Annotated in this window: 15 protein-coding genes, 1 tRNA gene and 1 pseudogene; 14 read left to right on the top strand and 3 right to left on the bottom strand. The window is 67.0% G+C overall.

Annotated features, from left to right (window positions below):
• Nucleotides 1-153: 153 nt before the first annotated feature.
• Nucleotides 154-229, top strand: a tRNA-Val gene (locus tag Q0L89_RS11145).
• A gap of 33 nt (nucleotides 230-262) precedes the next feature.
• On the opposite strand, the gene Q0L89_RS11140 is transcribed toward Q0L89_RS11145, so the two are convergent.
• The 3 genes from Q0L89_RS11140 to Q0L89_RS11130 form a co-directional block, all read right to left on the bottom strand.
• Nucleotides 263-742 carry a site-specific integrase gene (locus tag Q0L89_RS11140; protein ID WP_296765023.1) on the bottom strand — a complete coding sequence of 160 codons (480 nt, stop codon included), beginning with the start codon at nucleotides 740-742 and terminating at the stop codon, nucleotides 263-265.
• Nucleotides 733-1,266, bottom strand: a complete 534-nt coding sequence (locus tag Q0L89_RS11135) for a hypothetical protein (protein ID WP_296765021.1) — start codon at nucleotides 1,264-1,266, stop codon at nucleotides 733-735. The genes Q0L89_RS11140 and Q0L89_RS11135 overlap by 10 nt, the downstream gene beginning before the upstream one ends.
• Before the next feature lie 226 nt (nucleotides 1,267-1,492).
• A complete protein-coding gene (locus Q0L89_RS11130) occupies nucleotides 1,493-2,524 on the bottom strand; it encodes a Hint domain-containing protein (protein WP_296765025.1) in 1,032 nt (343 codons plus the stop codon).
• A 169-nt stretch (nucleotides 2,525-2,693) separates the two neighbouring features.
• Here Q0L89_RS11130 and Q0L89_RS11125 point away from each other — a divergent pair, with 169 nt between their 5' ends.
• The 13 genes and pseudogenes from Q0L89_RS11125 to Q0L89_RS11065 form a co-directional block, all read left to right on the top strand.
• Nucleotides 2,694-3,473 (top strand): SDR family oxidoreductase, encoded by a 780-nt coding sequence (locus Q0L89_RS11125; protein WP_296765018.1) that lies wholly within the window; start codon nucleotides 2,694-2,696, stop codon nucleotides 3,471-3,473.
• 143 nt (nucleotides 3,474-3,616) lie between these two features.
• Nucleotides 3,617-4,780, top strand: coding sequence for an isovaleryl-CoA dehydrogenase (locus Q0L89_RS11120; protein ID WP_296765017.1), 1,164 nt, complete (start codon nucleotides 3,617-3,619; stop codon nucleotides 4,778-4,780).
• A 43-nt stretch (nucleotides 4,781-4,823) separates the two neighbouring features.
• Nucleotides 4,824-5,582, top strand: coding sequence for an NAD(P)H-dependent oxidoreductase (locus Q0L89_RS11115; protein WP_296765015.1), 759 nt, complete (start codon nucleotides 4,824-4,826; stop codon nucleotides 5,580-5,582).
• A gap of 131 nt (nucleotides 5,583-5,713) precedes the next feature.
• Complete coding sequence (locus Q0L89_RS11110) at nucleotides 5,714-7,279, top strand: AMP-binding protein (RefSeq protein WP_296765013.1); 1,566 nt, start codon at nucleotides 5,714-5,716, stop codon at nucleotides 7,277-7,279.
• The gene (locus tag Q0L89_RS11105) at nucleotides 7,276-8,880 is read left to right on the top strand and encodes a carboxyl transferase domain-containing protein (protein WP_296765010.1); all 1,605 of its coding nucleotides are present in this window, start codon (nucleotides 7,276-7,278) and stop codon (nucleotides 8,878-8,880) included. Before Q0L89_RS11110 ends, Q0L89_RS11105 begins: the two co-directional genes overlap by 4 nt.
• A gap of 192 nt (nucleotides 8,881-9,072) precedes the next feature.
• On the top strand, nucleotides 9,073-11,025 hold the full coding sequence (locus Q0L89_RS11100) for an acetyl/propionyl/methylcrotonyl-CoA carboxylase subunit alpha (protein ID WP_296765008.1): 1,953 nt from the start codon (nucleotides 9,073-9,075) through the stop codon (nucleotides 11,023-11,025).
• A 29-nt stretch (nucleotides 11,026-11,054) separates the two neighbouring features.
• The gene (locus Q0L89_RS11095; protein WP_296765007.1) at nucleotides 11,055-11,735 is read left to right on the top strand and encodes a glutathione S-transferase family protein; all 681 of its coding nucleotides are present in this window, start codon (nucleotides 11,055-11,057) and stop codon (nucleotides 11,733-11,735) included.
• Complete coding sequence (locus tag Q0L89_RS11090; RefSeq protein WP_296765004.1) at nucleotides 11,728-12,594, top strand: hydroxymethylglutaryl-CoA lyase; 867 nt, start codon at nucleotides 11,728-11,730, stop codon at nucleotides 12,592-12,594. The genes Q0L89_RS11095 and Q0L89_RS11090 overlap by 8 nt, the downstream gene beginning before the upstream one ends.
• Nucleotides 12,595-12,645: 51 nt before the next feature.
• Nucleotides 12,646-13,440 (top strand): crotonase/enoyl-CoA hydratase family protein, encoded by a 795-nt coding sequence (locus Q0L89_RS11085; protein WP_296765002.1) that lies wholly within the window; start codon nucleotides 12,646-12,648, stop codon nucleotides 13,438-13,440.
• A gap of 252 nt (nucleotides 13,441-13,692) precedes the next feature.
• On the top strand, nucleotides 13,693-14,058 hold the full coding sequence (locus Q0L89_RS11080; protein ID WP_296765000.1) for an NADH-quinone oxidoreductase subunit A: 366 nt from the start codon (nucleotides 13,693-13,695) through the stop codon (nucleotides 14,056-14,058).
• Nucleotides 14,049-14,597 carry an NADH-quinone oxidoreductase subunit B family protein gene (locus tag Q0L89_RS11075; RefSeq protein WP_296764998.1) on the top strand — a complete coding sequence of 183 codons (549 nt, stop codon included), beginning with the start codon at nucleotides 14,049-14,051 and terminating at the stop codon, nucleotides 14,595-14,597. Before Q0L89_RS11080 ends, Q0L89_RS11075 begins: the two co-directional genes overlap by 10 nt.
• Before the next feature lie 83 nt (nucleotides 14,598-14,680).
• Nucleotides 14,681-15,295 (top strand): NADH-quinone oxidoreductase subunit C, encoded by a 615-nt coding sequence (locus tag Q0L89_RS11070; RefSeq protein WP_296764995.1) that lies wholly within the window; start codon nucleotides 14,681-14,683, stop codon nucleotides 15,293-15,295.
• Nucleotides 15,295-15,561: pseudogene (locus Q0L89_RS11065) on the top strand (sulfotransferase); the annotation flags it as partial. The gene Q0L89_RS11070 and the pseudogene Q0L89_RS11065, both read left to right, overlap by 1 nt.

The following is a 15,561-nucleotide window of genomic DNA, read 5'->3' as shown; positions in this document are numbered from 1 at the left end:
GGCTAAGGCATGCCGCGAGGGTGATTAGCTCAGTTGGTAGAGCGCTTCGTTTACACCGAACAAGCCAATCCCCCTTGAACACAAGTAAAGTCCTTTGCGCTCAAATAGTTGCATGGATTTTGCGAAGTGGTGCCTAGGTTCAGTGAACTGAGGGCGGCGATAGCTCAGTTGGTAGAGCGGCACGTTTACACCGTGCATGTCGGGGGTTCGAGTCCCTCTCGCCGCACCATCATGCCCGAGCATTACCCGTCCTGGTCTCGAATCATTTTGCGCGCCTTACATCATCGAAGTTCAAAATTTCGGCCGCGTCGGACAGATGCTCCGGCAAGAACCGGGCATAGGTCCGGTAGGTGATCGCGGTATTCGAGTGCCCGAGATACTGCGCCACGGCCTCGATGCTCTGGCCGGCCGCCAGCATCCTCACGGCGACCGAGTGCCTGATCTGGTGTATGCTGACGCCCTGCATCCTCGCGCGTTCCAACGCCGCGCTGTATCCCTTGCGGATCGAGCGCACCCTTTTCCCTCCCCATTCCACGACATGATCGGTCAGCCTGGCCGGATAGGCGGATTCGAGCGCCGCCCGTGCCATGCGGTTCATCGGCACCACGGCCCGCCCCTTGCGCGTAAGACCATCCGTCAGGCGCAGGTCGATCACCCCGCGGTCAAAGTCCACCCGATCCCATGTCAGGTCCAGTACGGCTCCGACGCGCGCCCCCGTGGCCAGCAGCAGGATCACGGCCACCCGAACTGCGGCGCCGCGCAGCCATCGATCAGCGCGCGCACCTGGGCGTCGCTGAGAGGCTGCACGTCGCTGTCCGGCTTGGGTGGCAGCTCGATATGCGGCGCCCGGCCTATGACGCCCTGCTTGGCGGCCCATTTCATCGCGCTGCGCAGGTGGCCGAGCTCGGTGTGGACGGACCCGATCTTGCGGCTCGCCTTGAGCCGGTCGGCAAGGTAGCTCCGGCAGTCGTCCGTGGTGATCTGGTCGGGGCGCAGGGCGCCGAAATGCGGCAGGATCGCGCGGCCCGTGTAGCCCATCGTCTTGGCGGTCGGCTTGCGGCCAAGGTGGTCTATATAGGCGGTCCAGATGTCGCCCACGGTGAGCGCGCCGCGTGGGCGCGTCTCTCTCAGGTATCGGTCGTGGCCCTCGGCCTTCGCGCGGATCGGGTCGAACCCGCAAAGCGGCGTGCCGATGCGCGCCCACCTGCCGAACGCGCCGCAACACGGGACGCGGGCCTTGGTGCGCGACGCGGCGTGGTACGCCAACACGCAGGACCTGCGCGCGCGCCGCTTCCGCGACTGGCTGGCACAGGGGGAGTGAAGCCTGATACTGGTTGGCGACGCGGCCCGATGCTTTCGAAGTTGTCAATAATCAATATAAATTTTGGTATTTACCTAGAAATGGCGCTCATTGTTGTCGTTTTGTGATGTAGGGTGGATATTTCCGCTTTCGCCGTCGCGGGCGCTGCTCGTCGCGGCCAATGCCGCGGACTCAGCACATCGAGGCGCGGCGCAGGATCTCGGCGGCGTCAGGGTGATCGCCCAGCAGGCTTTCACCCACTTCGAAGCCCAGATGCGGACGCGCGTCGTGGCCCGGCGATATGCCGGCGATCTCGCGGCTGACTTCCTCGGGCAGGGCAGGGCGCGTGCGCGGGCTCAGCAGCAGTGTCTCGGCGGCGATGCCCTCGGCATAGATTATCTGGTGCGCGTCGAAGAGGATCTGGAAGTAGTCCACGAAGCCGCCGCCGCGCCGAACCACGCTGGTGCCGTTGACGAGGTGGCGCGCGCGCACCAGAACCTCGGCTCGCCCGGCGCCAACCGCGTCTGCGCGCTGGTAGATGAAGAGGCGGTGTTCGGGGCTCAACACCAGATCGCGGGTGTTGTTGAGTGCCCCCGCGGTGATCAGAATGGGGGCATATTCGCCGACCGCGCGCACCGTCGACTGGCCGATCCAGCGGATCGGCTGGATGCCGTCATCGCGGGTCAGAACCCGGTCGCCGACGCGCAGTTCCTCGATCGGGGTCTGCGCGCCCGAGGCCAGCGTGATATGCGTGCCGCGCGCGAAGGATACGCAGGCGATCTCGGCCAGCTTGGCGCGTGCGCCGGTGGTGTCGATGCGAACCACAGCGTAATCGGTGCGCGGGTGCAGCGGTGACAGCGGCAGCGCATTCACCGCGGTGGGCCGGCCGGCCGCGTCGTGTATGGCCAGAAGCAGCAACTCGGCGGTCTGCCCGTCGGGCGACATCAACGTCAGGCAACTGTCGACCAGCACCTCGGTGCCGGGCATGTCGGTTTCGGTATTGGCGGCCACGTGCAGGGCGCCATCGGGATCGGCGTTGAGCCCCAGCCGCACCGGCGCGGCATTGTCCAGCAGCGTGTAGATGTCGTTGAGCACGATGTCGTCGGCAAGCGTCAGGATGTCCCCCAGGTTGGCGCCATCGCTCACGCGCAGGTCCGCGGCCCGGTAAACGGGTACCGAGAAGGCGGAACTGCTGGCGGCTTCCTTGGTGGGGTGCGACATCATCAAATTCATTGCTGGCCTGTGTGACTTAGTGTGCGCATTCACCGCGCGTTACAAGTAGCGTGGCGCGAGAATGTGTCATCAACGGGTCATCGGCGGGGTGATTTGCTGGAATCGCGGTGGCGGGCGCGGTAGGCATTCGCGTGGAAGCAACCAAAATGGGAGATGTGCGATGGATTTGGGAATTGCAGGCAAGCGGGCGCTGGTGTGCGCCTCGAGCAAGGGGCTGGGCCGGGGCTGTGCCGAGGCGCTGGCCGAGGCCGGCGTCGATCTGGTGATGAACGCGCGCGGCGCGCAGGCGCTGGAAGACGCGGCTGCGGAAATTCGCGCCGCCCACGGCGTCGAGGTCGAAACAGTCGCCGCCGACATCACCACCGAGGACGGGCGCGCGCAGGTGCTGGAAGTCGCCGGCACGGTGGACATCCTTGTCAACAATGCCGGCGGCCCGCCGCCGGGCATGTGGACGGACTGGGAGCGCGAGGATTTCATCAAGGCGCTGGACGCCAACATGCTGGCGCCGATCGCCCTGATCAAGGCGCTGGTGCCGGGCATGATGGAGCGCGGCTGGGGCCGGGTGGTCAACATCACCTCGCAAAGCGTCAAGTCGCCGATCGCGGTGCTGGGCCTGTCCAACAGCGCCCGCGCGGGGCTGACGGGCTATGTCGCGGGCACCTCGCGGCAGGTGGCCGGCAGCGGCGTGGTCATCAACAACCTGCTGCCCGGCATCCACGACACCGCCCGTGCCGAGGCGCTGGATACCGGCGTGGCCGAACGCGAAGGGATCACCATGCAAGAGGCGAAGGCGCAGCGCTGTGCAACCATTCCCGCCGGGCGCTACGGCACGCCGGGCGAGTTCGGCGCCATGTGCGCCTTCCTCGCGTCGCAGCACGCCGGCTTCATCGTCGGGCAGAACATCCTGCTGGACGGCGGCGCGGTGAACGCGACGCTCTGAGCCGGGCGGGCGCCCTTCGGGGGCCGGGTGCGGGGCCGCAATGGCGGCCCCGTCGCGCCGCGATGCAGGGAGCGCTTGACCCGACTCGGGTTTTGGTGTCATTTAATGAACAAGCGTTCAATAACTGCGGAAGGAACGGCGCCGTGTTCAATGCCACGATGAAATTCGATTTGGGCGAGGACGTGAACGCCCTGCGCGAGATGGTGCACCGGTTCGCGCAGGAGCGGATCAAGCCGATGGCGGCCGAGATCGACAGCACCAACGCGTTCCCCAACGACCTGTGGACCGAGATGGGCGCACTGGGTCTGCTGGGCATCACCGTGGATGACGATTACGGCGGGTCGGGCATGTCCTACCTGGCGCATGTCGTCGCGGTCGAGGAAATCGCCCGCGCCAGCGCCAGCGTGTCGCTCAGCTATGGCGCGCACTCCAACCTGTGCGTGAACCAAATCAAGCTCAACGGCAGCGAAGAACAAAAGCAAAAGTACCTGCCGGGGCTGATCTCGGGCGAGAATGTCGGCGCGCTGGCGATGAGCGAGGCGGGCGCCGGCAGCGATGTGGTCGGCATGAAACTGCGCGCCGAAAAGCGTAACGGGTATTACGTGCTCAACGGCAGCAAGTACTGGATCACCAACGGCCCCGACGCCGACACGCTGGTCGTCTACGCCAAGACCGACCCGGAAGCGGGGACCAGGGGCATCACCGCCTTCCTGATCGAGAAGGACATGAAGGGGTTTTCCACTTCGGCCCATTTTGACAAGCTGGGCATGCGCGGCTCCAACACCGCCGAGCTGATCTTCGACGATTGCGAGGTGCCCTTCGACAACGTGCTGGGCGAGGAAGGCCGCGGCGTGCGGGTGCTGATGTCGGGGCTGGACTACGAGCGCGTGGTGCTGTCGGGCATTGGCACCGGCATCATGGCCGCCTGCCTGGACGAGGTCATGCCCTACATGGTCGAGCGCAAGCAATTCGGCCAGAGCATCGGGGATTTCCAACTGATGCAGGGCAAGATCGCCGACATGTACACGGCGATGAATTCGGCGCGGGCCTATGTCTACGAGGTGGCCAAGTCCTGTGACCGGGGCGAGGTCACGCGAGCCGACGCGGCGGCGTGTGTCCTCTATGCCTCGGAAGAGGCGATGAAGGTCTCTCACCAGGCGGTGCAGGCCATGGGCGGCGCGGGTTTCCTGGCCGATGCCCCGGTGGCGCGCATGTTCCGCGATGCCAAGCTGATGGAAATCGGCGCCGGCACGTCCGAGATCCGCCGCATGCTGGTGGGCCGCGAATTGATGAACGCGATGCGGTGAAGGCTGCTATGCTCGCCGCAGTCAAACCCCGAAAGGACAAGCCATGCCACTGACGACGCGACAGGACGCGCTGTGTCGCGAGAACACGCAGGATTTCAGTGACCTCAAGGCACTGTTCATCAATACCTCGCTCAAGCGCGCGCCCGGTGAAAGCCACACCCGCCTGTTGATGGACGTCTCGGCCACCATCATGGAAAAGAACGGCATTGCGGTGGACCAGTTGCACATGTTGTCACACCAGGTGCCGCCCGGCGTCTACCCCGACATGACCGAACATGGCTGGGAGACCGACGACTGGCCCGCGCTGTGGGAGCGTGTGAAGGCCGCCGACATCCTGGTGGTGGGCACGCCGCTGTGGCTGGGCGAGGAAAGCAGCGTCTGCCGGGTTCTGATCGAACGGCTTTACGGCATGTCGGGGCTTCTCAACGACCGCGGCCAGTCGATCTATTACGGCAAGGTCGCGGGCAGCGTGATCACCGGCAACGAGGATGGCGTGAAACACGCCGCGATGACGATCGGCTATGCGCTGTCGCATCTGGGCTACACGATCCCGCCGCAGGCCGATTGCGGCTGGATCGGCGAGGCGGGGCCGGGGCCGTCCTATGGCGATGAGGTCGATGGTCGCCCGGCGGGGTTCGACAATGAGTTCACCCAGCGCAATACCACCATCATGACCTGGAACCTGATGCACCTGGCCCGGATGCTCAAGGATGCCGGGGGCTATTCCAACCACGGCAACGACCGCAATGCCTGGGGCGCAGGGTGCCGGTTCGACTACGCCAACCCCGAGTATCGCAGCTAAGCGATGCGCTTGCGCCGCGCACATATCCCCCCGCCCAAGCGGCATCAAGAAGGGCGCTTCGCACGGCGGCGGCGCCCCATGGCGGCGGGCTGCGACGGTGCGGCGCCACATGGCGATGGCGGGGGGCGTTCATGCTGAGCCCGGCCCAGGCGATGGAAACCTTGCGCGCCCGCGTCGCGGCGCCGCTGCCGGCGCGGCTGAACATGGCCACGCAGGTCTGCGACGACTGGGCGGCGCGGGCGCCCGACAGGACCGCGATCATCGACCTGACGGGTGGCGAGCGGCAGGTGCTCGGCTATGCCGGGCTGCGGCGCATGGCGGACGGGCTGGCGCGCGACCTGGCAGCGCGGGGCGTGACGGTCGGCGACCGGGTCGGGGTGTTGCGCAGCCAGGGCGCATGGTGCGCCGCCGCGCATATCGCCATCTGGAAAATCGGCGCGATTTCAATACCCTTGTTCAAGCTCTTCATGCACGATGCGCTGGCGTCTCGGGTTCATGATGCGCAAGCGGCACTGGTCGTGACCGACGCCGATGGGGTGGAGCTTCTGGCCGGAATCGACACGCAGCCCTTGGTGCCCGAGGCGCTGCACCTCGACGATGCGCCGCTGCCCGCGGTGGCGACGGCGCCGGATGATCCGGCGGTGCTGATCTACACCTCTGGCACCACCGGCGCGCCCAAGGGGGCGCTGCACGGGCACCGGGTTCTGACCGGCCATCTGCCGGGGGTCGAGATCAGCCATGATTTCCTGGGGCAGGAGGCCGATTGCCTGTGGACCCCGGCCGATTGGGCCTGGATCGGCGGGTTGTTCGACGTGCTGATGCCGGGGCTGGCCCTAGGCGTGCCGGTGGTGGCCGCCCGGATGGACAAGTTCAGCCCCGAAGAGTGCAAGAGGATCGTCAAGCAAGGCGCGGTTCGCAATATATTTTTCCCGCCAACGGCGTTGCGGATGCTGAAGGCGGCGGATGCGCGCGTGTCCGGGCTGCGCTCGGTCGCGTCGGGGGGCGAGCCGCTGGGTGCCGAGATGCTCGACTGGGGGCGGCAGGCGTTCGGCCTGACCATCAACGAGTTCTACGGCCAGACCGAATGCAACATGGTGGCCAGCAGTTGCGCGGCGCTGTTTGCCCCGCGCCCGGGGTGCATCGGTCGGGCGGTGCCGGGGTTCGACATCGGGGTGATCGACGCGGGCGGCGCCCCGGCCCAGGGCGAAGGCGACGTGGCGATCCGGCGCGGCGCGCGGTCGATGATGCTGGAATACTGGAACCGCCCCGAGGCGACGGCGGAGAAGTTCCGCGGCGACTGGATGCTGACCGGCGACCGTGGGGTGTGGGAGGGCGATTTCCTGCGTTTCATCGGGCGCGAGGACGACGTGATCAGCTCCGCCGGCTACCGCATCGGTCCGGCCGAGATCGAGGATTGCCTGCTGCGCCACCCGGCGGTGGCGACCGTGGGCGTGGTCGGCAAACCCGACCCCCTGCGCGGCGAGATCGTCAAGGCCTACGTGGTGCTGAAGCCGGACGCGCCCGGCACCGATGAAACCCGCGCCGCGCTGACCGATTTCGTCAAGGAACACCTCGCAAGATATTCCTACCCAAGGGAAATCGAATTTCTGGACAACCTGCCCATGACCGTGACGGGCAAGGTGATCCGCAAGGAGCTCAAGCGCCGCGCGGCGGCCGAGACGGAGACGCACACATGAAGCTGAAATCCAACGCGATCCCCTCGTCAGAGGCGTTCCAGGCCAACATGACCGGCCATGCCGAGGCGCTGCGCCTGGTCGAGCAAGCCGCAGAGGCCGCCGCCGCCGGCGGCGGCGAGAAGGCGCGCGCACGTCACGTCGCCCGCGGCAAGATGCCCCCGCGCGAACGGGTGGCGAACCTGCTCGACCCCGGCAGCCCGTTCCTGGAGGTCGGCGCCACCGCGGCGCACGGGATGTATGATGGCGCCGCGCCCTGCGCCGGGCTGATCGCCGGAATCGGCCGCGTCCACGGCCAGGACGTGATGGTGGTGTGCAACGATGCCACCGTGAAGGGCGGCACCTATTACCCGATGACGGTCAAGAAACACCTGCGCGCGCAGGAGATCGCCGAACAGAACCACCTGCCCTGCATCTACCTTGTGGACAGTGGCGGCGCCAACCTGCCCAACCAGGACGAGGTGTTCCCCGACCGCGACCATTTCGGGCGCATCTTCTACAACCAGGCGAACATGTCGGCCAAGGGCATCGCGCAGATCGCGGTGGTGATGGGGTCTTGCACCGCGGGCGGCGCGTATGTGCCGGCGATGTCGGATGTCGCCATCATCGTGCGCGAGCAGGGCACGATCTTTCTTGCCGGGCCGCCGCTGGTCAAGGCCGCGACCGGCGAGGTGGTCAGCGCCGAGGACCTGGGCGGCGGCGATGTACACACGCGCCTGTCGGGGGTGGCCGATTACCTGGCCGAGGACGACGCGCACGCGCTGGCGCTGGCGCGTCGCGCGGTCGGACAGCTCAACCGGGGGCGGCCCGACACCGTGCAATGGGCCACGCCCGAGGAGCCCGCCTATGACCCGGCCGAGATTCCCGGTATCGTTCCGGCCGATCTGCGCACGCCCTATGACATCCGCGAGGTGATCGCGCGGTTGGTGGACGGTTCGTATTTCGACGAGTTCAAGCCCCGTTTTGGCGAGACGCTGGTCTGTGGATTTGCGCATCTCAAGGGCTGCCCGGTGGGCATCGTGGCCAATAACGGCGTGCTGTTTTCCGAAAGCGCGGTCAAGGGCGCGCATTTCGTCGAACTGTGCAGCCAGCGCAGGATTCCGCTGGTCTTTCTGCAGAACATCACCGGCTTCATGGTCGGACGGAAGTATGAGAACGAAGGCATCGCGCGCCACGGCGCCAAGATGGTCACGGCAGTGGCGACGACGCGGGTGCCCAAGGTTACCATGGTCGTGGGCGGGTCGTTCGGGGCCGGGAATTACGGCATGAGTGGAAGGGCTTACAGCCCGCGCTTCATGTGGTCGTGGCCAAATGCGCGGATTTCCGTGATGGGCGGCGAACAGGCGGCGGGCGTTCTGGCCACGGTCAAGCGCGACGCCATGGAGCGTGCCGGCGAGGCCTGGAGCGCCGAGGACGAGGCCGCCTTCAAGCGCCCCACGGTCGAGATGTTCGAGCGCCAGAGCCACCCGCTCTATGCCAGCGCGCGGCTGTGGGACGACGGCGTGATCGACCCGCGCCAGAGCCGCGACGTGCTGTCGCTGTCGCTGTCGGTGGCGCTCAACGCCCCGATCGAGGAGACGCGCTTTGGCGTCTTCCGGATGTGACGGGGCGGTGACTTGCGCCTGCCGGCCCGGCAGCCCCGGCCCCGCCCGCCCACCCGCCGGGGCTGCCGGGCCGGCGGATAGGGCGGTGCGCCCTGATCCGGGGGCGGTGCGTGCTGCGGGCGTGGACGCCTCCGGCGGGAGTATTTTGGGAAAGATGAAGCAAGGTATGTCCTGCCCATTTGGAGAAAGCCGATGTTCGACAAGATCCTGATAGCCAATCGCGGCGAGATCGCCTGCCGGGTGATCGAGACGGCACGCGCCATGGGCGTGCGCACGGTGGCGGTATTTTCCGAGGCCGACGCGGGCGCGCGGCATGTGGCGATGGCCGACGAGGCAGTGCCGATCGGGCCGCCGCCGCCGAGCGAGAGTTACCTCAAGGGCGATCTGTTGATCGAGGTGGCGCTGCGCACCGGCGCGCAGGCGATTCATCCCGGGTACGGGTTCCTGTCGGAGAACCCCGATTTCGTCGCCGCGGTCGCGGCGGCGGGTCTGGCCTTCATCGGGCCGTCGGCCGATGCCATCCGGGCAATGGGGCTCAAGGACGCGGCCAAGACCCTGATGGAGGAGGCCGGCGTGCCGGTGGTTCCCGGCTATCACGGCGCCGAGCAGGACGACGCGTTGCTGGCGGAGAAAGCCGGCGAGATCGGCTACCCGGTGCTGATCAAGGCGGTCGCGGGCGGCGGCGGCAAGGGCATGCGGCAGGTCGAGGCGCCGGGCGAGTTCGCGCAGGCGCTGGCCTCGGCGCGGTCCGAGGCCGCCACCGCGTTCGGCAATTCCGATGTGCTGGTGGAGAAGTTCATCGTCAAGCCGCGCCACATCGAGGTGCAGGTGTTCGGCGACGGCGCCCGCGCGGTGCACCTGTTCGAGCGCGACTGCTCGCTCCAGCGTCGTCATCAGAAGGTGATCGAGGAGGCGCCCGCGCCCGGCATGACCGAGGAAATGCGCGCCGCGATGGGGCAGGCGGCGGTGCGCGCGGCCGAGGCGATTGGCTATAGCGGCGCCGGCACCGTGGAGTTCATCGTCGATGCCAGCGAGGGGCTGCGCCCCGACCGGTTCTGGTTCATGGAAATGAACACGCGCCTCCAGGTCGAACACCCGGTGACCGAGGCGATCACCGGCGTCGATCTGGTGGAATGGCAGTTGCGCGTGGCCAGCGGCGAGAGCCTGCCCATGGGTCAGCACGAACTGCTCATCACCGGCCATGCCTTCGAGGCGCGGCTCTACGCCGAGGATGTGCCCAAGGGGTTCCTGCCCGCCACCGGTACGCTGGAGCATCTGGCCTTTCCCGGCGACGTTCGGGCCGATACCGGGGTGCGCTCGGGCGACACGATCAGCCCGTTCTACGACCCGATGATCGCCAAGCTTGTCGTGCACGGGCCCACGCGGGCGATCGCGCTGGCGCGGCTGCGGCAGGCGCTGGCGCGCTGCGAGGTGGCGGGCACCGTCACCAACCTGACGTTTCTCGGCGCGCTGGCGCGGCACCCGGGGTTCAGCGCCGGCGACGTGGATACCGGGCTGATCGCGCGGGATATCGATGCGCTGGTGGCCGAACCCGTGCCGCAGCCCGTGCATTGGGCGCAGGCGGCGCTGGTGATCACCGGGCTGTGGCCGGCGCAGGATGCGGCCACCGGGTTCACCCTGTGGCAGCCGCTTGCGCGGGGGGTGCTGTTATGCCATCGCGGCGACGAGCAACGCCTGACGATCCGCGCCATGGGGCCGGATCGCCACGAGATCGAGACCGGCGACGGCACCCGCGTGGTCGCGCGCCGCCAGGCCGGCCAGTGGGTGCTCGACGGTCGCCCTGCCGCCGCCTTCGCCGAAGCGGCGGGCGCGGTCACGGTGTTCGATGCCTACGGCCTGCGGTTCGAGCGGGTCGATCTGCTGGAACGCGCGGCCGGTGCCGATGGCGACGGCAACGTGATCGAGGCGCCGATGCCGGGAATGGTGCGCAGCATGAGTGCCGCACCGGGCCAGCGGGTGGCGGCTGGCGACCGCCTGGCGGTGCTGGAGGCGATGAAGATGGAACATGCCCTTGTCGCCGCCCGCGACGGTGTGGTCGAAGAGGTGCTGGTGGCCGAGGGCACACAGGTCGAGGCCGGCGCGGCGCTGATCCGCCTGGCCGCAGAGGACGCGCCGGCAGCCTGAGCGCTACCGCGAAAACGAAAGGAACCCGGATGATTACCTTGCACCATTGCCCGCAGAGCCGCTCGATGCGGGTATTGTGGCTGCTCAACGAGTTGGAGGTGGAGTATCGCCTGTCGGTGCATGCTTTCGACAAGTCGTTGCGCGCGCCGGAATACCTGAGCCTGTCGCCCGCCGGCCGCGTGCCGGCGCTGGAGATCGACGGCGAACGCATGTTCGAATCGGGCGCGATGATGGAATACCTTTGCGAGCGGTTCCCCGAGCGCGGCCTGGGCCGGATGCCGGGCGAGCCCGATCGCATGGCCTGGCTGGTGTGGCTGCATTTCGCCGAAACCATCAGCCAGCATGTCGCGGCCCTGACCCAGCAGCACATCATGCTTTATGACGATGCCATGCGCAGCCCCATGGTGATGAAGCTGGAGGCGGCGCGCCTGCGCAAGTGCTACGGCGCGATCGAGGGGCGGCTGAGCACCCCGGTGGAAAACCGCGACTACCTGCTGACCAGCGGCTTTTCGGCCTGCGACATCGCGGTGGGGCAGGCGGTCTACATGGCGCGCCACTTTGCCCGTACCGACGATTTCCCGGAACTGGAAAAATGGTACGGTGCGATCACCGAACGCGACACGTTCCGCGACGCGCTGCCCGAAGCGCAGTCGGAACTGATCTACCAGCGGCCCTTTTATCCTCCGTGGGAGGAAAGCAGCCATGGCTGAGCGCGTCGAGATATTCGAGGTCGGCCCCCGCGACGGGCTGCAAAACGAAACGCGCGCCATCCCCGCCGCCGAAAAGATCGCGCTGATCGATTGCCTGAGCGCGGCGGGGTTTTCGCGCATCGAGGTGGCCAGCTTCGTGAGCCCCAAATGGGTGCCGCAGATGGCGGATTCGGCCGAGGTGCTGGCCGGCATCGCGCGCGCGCCGGGGGTGTCCTACGCGGCGCTGACCCCCAACATGAAGGGGCTGGAACGTGCAATCGCGGCGCGCGCCGACGAGGTTGCGATCTTCGGCTCGGCCTCGGAAGGGTTCTCGCGCGCCAACATCAACGCCAGCATCGCCGAGTCGCTGGCCCGCTTCGCCCCGGTGGCCGAGGCCGCGCGCGGTGAGGGGCTGCCGGTGCGCGGGTATATCTCGTGCGTGTGCGAATGCCCCTACGACGGGGCGGTGGCCCCCGCGCAGGTGGCGCGCGTGGCCGCCGAGCTGGACGCCATGGGCTGCTACGAGATCAGCCTTGGCGACACCGTCGGTCGTGCCACGCCCGCGCAGGTGGACGCGATGCTCGACGCGGTGCTGGAGGTGATCGCGCCGGATCGGCTGGCGGGGCATTTCCACGACACCAGCGGGATGGCGCTGGACAATATCGAGGCGGCGCTGGCGGGCGGGTTGCGGGTGTTCGACGCCGCCGTGGGCGGCCTGGGCGGTTGCCCCTATGCCCCCGGCGCGGCCGGCAACGTGGCCACCGAAGCGGTACACGCCCGCCTGGCCGATCTGGGCCTTGATACCGGGCTGGACGCGCAGGTCCTGAGCCGCGCCGCCGACATGGCGCGCGGGATGCGCGGTGAGGGACCGAAATCTTGAAAAGATTTCGGTGAAATTTCCTTGCAGGAAATTTTCAGCCAGGAGGAGACGATGGGCGATACGATCAGCATCGAACAGGAGCGGCGGGGTGTGGCGACCCTGTGGCTTGACCGCGAAGACAAGCACAACGCGCTGTCGGCGCAAATGATCGCCGAGTTGACCCGCGCCGCGCACGATCTGGGCGGCGATGACGCCGTTCGGGTGGTGGTGCTGGCGGCGCGCGGCAAGACCTTCTGCGCCGGTGGCGATTTGGGCTGGATGCGCGCGCAGATGGCCGCCGAGCCCGCGCAGCGCGCCGAGGAAGCGGGCAAGCTGGCATGGATGTTGCAGGCGCTCAACACCCTGCCCAAACCGCTGATCGGCCGGGTGCACGGCAACGCCTTTGGCGGCGGCGTCGGCATGGCCAGTGTCTGCGATGTCGCCATCGGTGCCGACACCGCGCAGATGGCGCTGACCGAAACCCGGCTGGGGCTGATCTCGGCGACGATCGGGCCTTATGTCTGCGCCCGCATGGGCGAGGCGCGCGCGCGGCGCGTGTTCATGTCGGGGCGCCGTTTCGATGCCGCCGAGGCGGTGGAGCTGGGCCTGCTGGCGCGCGCCGTGCCGGGCGATGATCTGGACGCGGCGGTCGAGGCCGAGGTGGCCCCGTATCTGGACTGTGCGCCCGGCGCCGTGGCGCGCGCCAAGGCGCTGCTGCGCGATCTGGGCCCGCCAATCGACGACAGGATCGTGCGCCACACCATCGACGAACTTGCCGCCTGCTGGGCCGGCGAAGAGGCCCCCGAGGGCATCGCCGCCTTTTTCGACAAGCGCAAGCCGCGCTGGCAGGGCGGTGGCGACCGCTGAGGCGGGGTACGATTCGGGGCGCGGGCACGCGCCCGATCTGGTCGCGTGGCGCGGACTCATTGCCGCATAGCCGTGTCGGACTATGTCGCGTGTGTGCCAACGTATACAGGGAATTCCGGGGTGCCGCGCCACGCATCACTTTTGATGAATGTGACTGAGGCTCGGTTGACCCTTTCATGGGGCGGGAGTAAACCCGTGCCAGCCTGTACAGACAGCCAGATGCGCGCCCGTCGCGCATGAAAGGAGGCGCTCGTGGAAGAGATGCTGAGGGAATACCTGCCCATCCTCGTTCTTCTGGGCATTGCCATCGGACTCGGTATCGTTCTGATCCTTGCCGCCGTGATCCTGGCGGTGCGTCATCCCGACCCCGAAAAGGTGTCGGCCTATGAATGCGGGTTCAACGCCTTCGATGACGCGCGGATGAAATTCGACGTGCGTTTCTACCTGGTGTCGATCCTGTTCATCATCTTCGATCTGGAAATCGCCATGCTGTTCCCGTGGGCGGTGGCGTTCCAGGACATCTCGATGGTCGCGTTCTGGTCGATGATGGCGTTCCTGGCCGTTCTGACCATTGGCTTCGCCTATGAATGGAAGAAAGGGGCGCTGGAATGGGAGTGAACACCAACCCGTTGCAATCGGCCGGCAATACCGCCGGCGCGGATCGCGATGTCGCGACGCAGTCGCTGAACCGCGAGTTGCAGGACAAGGGGTTTCTGGTGACCTCGACCGAGGACATCATCAACTGGGCGCGTACCGGCAGCCTGCACTGGATGACCTTCGGGCTGGCCTGCTGCGCGGTAGAGATGATGCAATCCTCGATGCCGCGCTACGACATGGAACGCTACGGCATCGCGCCGCGCGCCAGCCCGCGCCAGAGCGACCTGATGATCGTGGCGGGCACCCTGACCAACAAGATGGCGCCGGCACTGCGCAAGGTCTACGACCAGATGCCCGAACCGCGCTACGTGATCTCGATGGGTAGTTGCGCCAATGGCGGCGGCTATTATCACTACAGCTACTCGGTGGTGCGCGGCTGCGACCGGATCGTGCCGATCGATGTCTACGTGCCGGGTTGCCCGCCCACGGCCGAAGCCTTGATGTACGGGCTGATGCAGTTGCAGCGCAAGATCCGCCGTACAGGGACCATCGTGCGCTGAAGGCGCGGGCGGCTGCTGTGGCCGTGCCGCGCGGGCACGCAGATCAAGGGCCGCACCGGTCCGCCGGGAAGGAAGAGGCGAAGATGAGCGAAGCACTCAAGGAACTGGGAACGCATATCGAGGCAAGGCGCCCCGATTGCGTCCTGCAATGGCATCTCAGTCACGGCGAACTGACGGTGGATGTCGCCCCCGCCAACATCCGCGGGCTGGTCGAGTTCCTGAAGTCCGACCCCAACTGCCGGTTTTCCACGCTGGTGGACATCACCGCAGTGGATTACCCCGGTCGCGCCAAGCGCTTCGACGTCGTCTATCACCTGCTGTCCATGTACCAGAACCAGCGCATCCGCCTGCGCGTGGGCTTGCGCGAGGATGACATGGCGCTCTCGGTCACTGCCATCCACCCCTCGGCCGGATGGTTCGAGCGCGAGGTGTTCGACATGTTCGGCATCCTGTTCCAGGGGCACCCCGACCTGCGCCGCATCCTGACCGATTACGGGTTCCGGGGCCATCCGCTGCGCAAGGATTTCCCGACCACCGGCTATACGGAAGTGCGCTACGACGAGGCGCTCAAGCGGGTGGTGTACGAGCCGGTGAACCTGGTGCAGGAATACCGCCAGTTCGACTTCATGTCGCCATGGGAGGGCGCCGAATACATCCTGCCCGGCGATGAGAAGAAGAAAGAAGAGAAAGCGGGCTGATGCCTGACCCAATCCTTCTTTACGGTGTCGGTGCGACCAAGTCTGGAACGACTTGGCTTTATCGCTATCTACATGACCATCCTGACTGTGCGCTGCCTGCTGTGAAAGAGGCGCATTACTGGGATACCTTCGATGCGCCGTCACTGGAAAAGCAGTTGGTCGCCTATCGGGTCCGCCTGCGCGAGATGCGCGTCCAAAAGCTCGATGCCGTGCAGGACGGTCGGGGCTGGCAGGTCGAGAACCTCAACCGCCGCATCGACCAGATG

Origin of the sequence: Sediminimonas sp., from assembly GCF_024637375.1 — a bacterium.
Classification (GTDB): Bacteria; Pseudomonadota; Alphaproteobacteria; order Rhodobacterales; family Rhodobacteraceae; genus Sediminimonas.
Note: the sequence above shows the minus strand (reverse complement) of the source record. Positions and strands in the feature narration are given on the sequence as shown.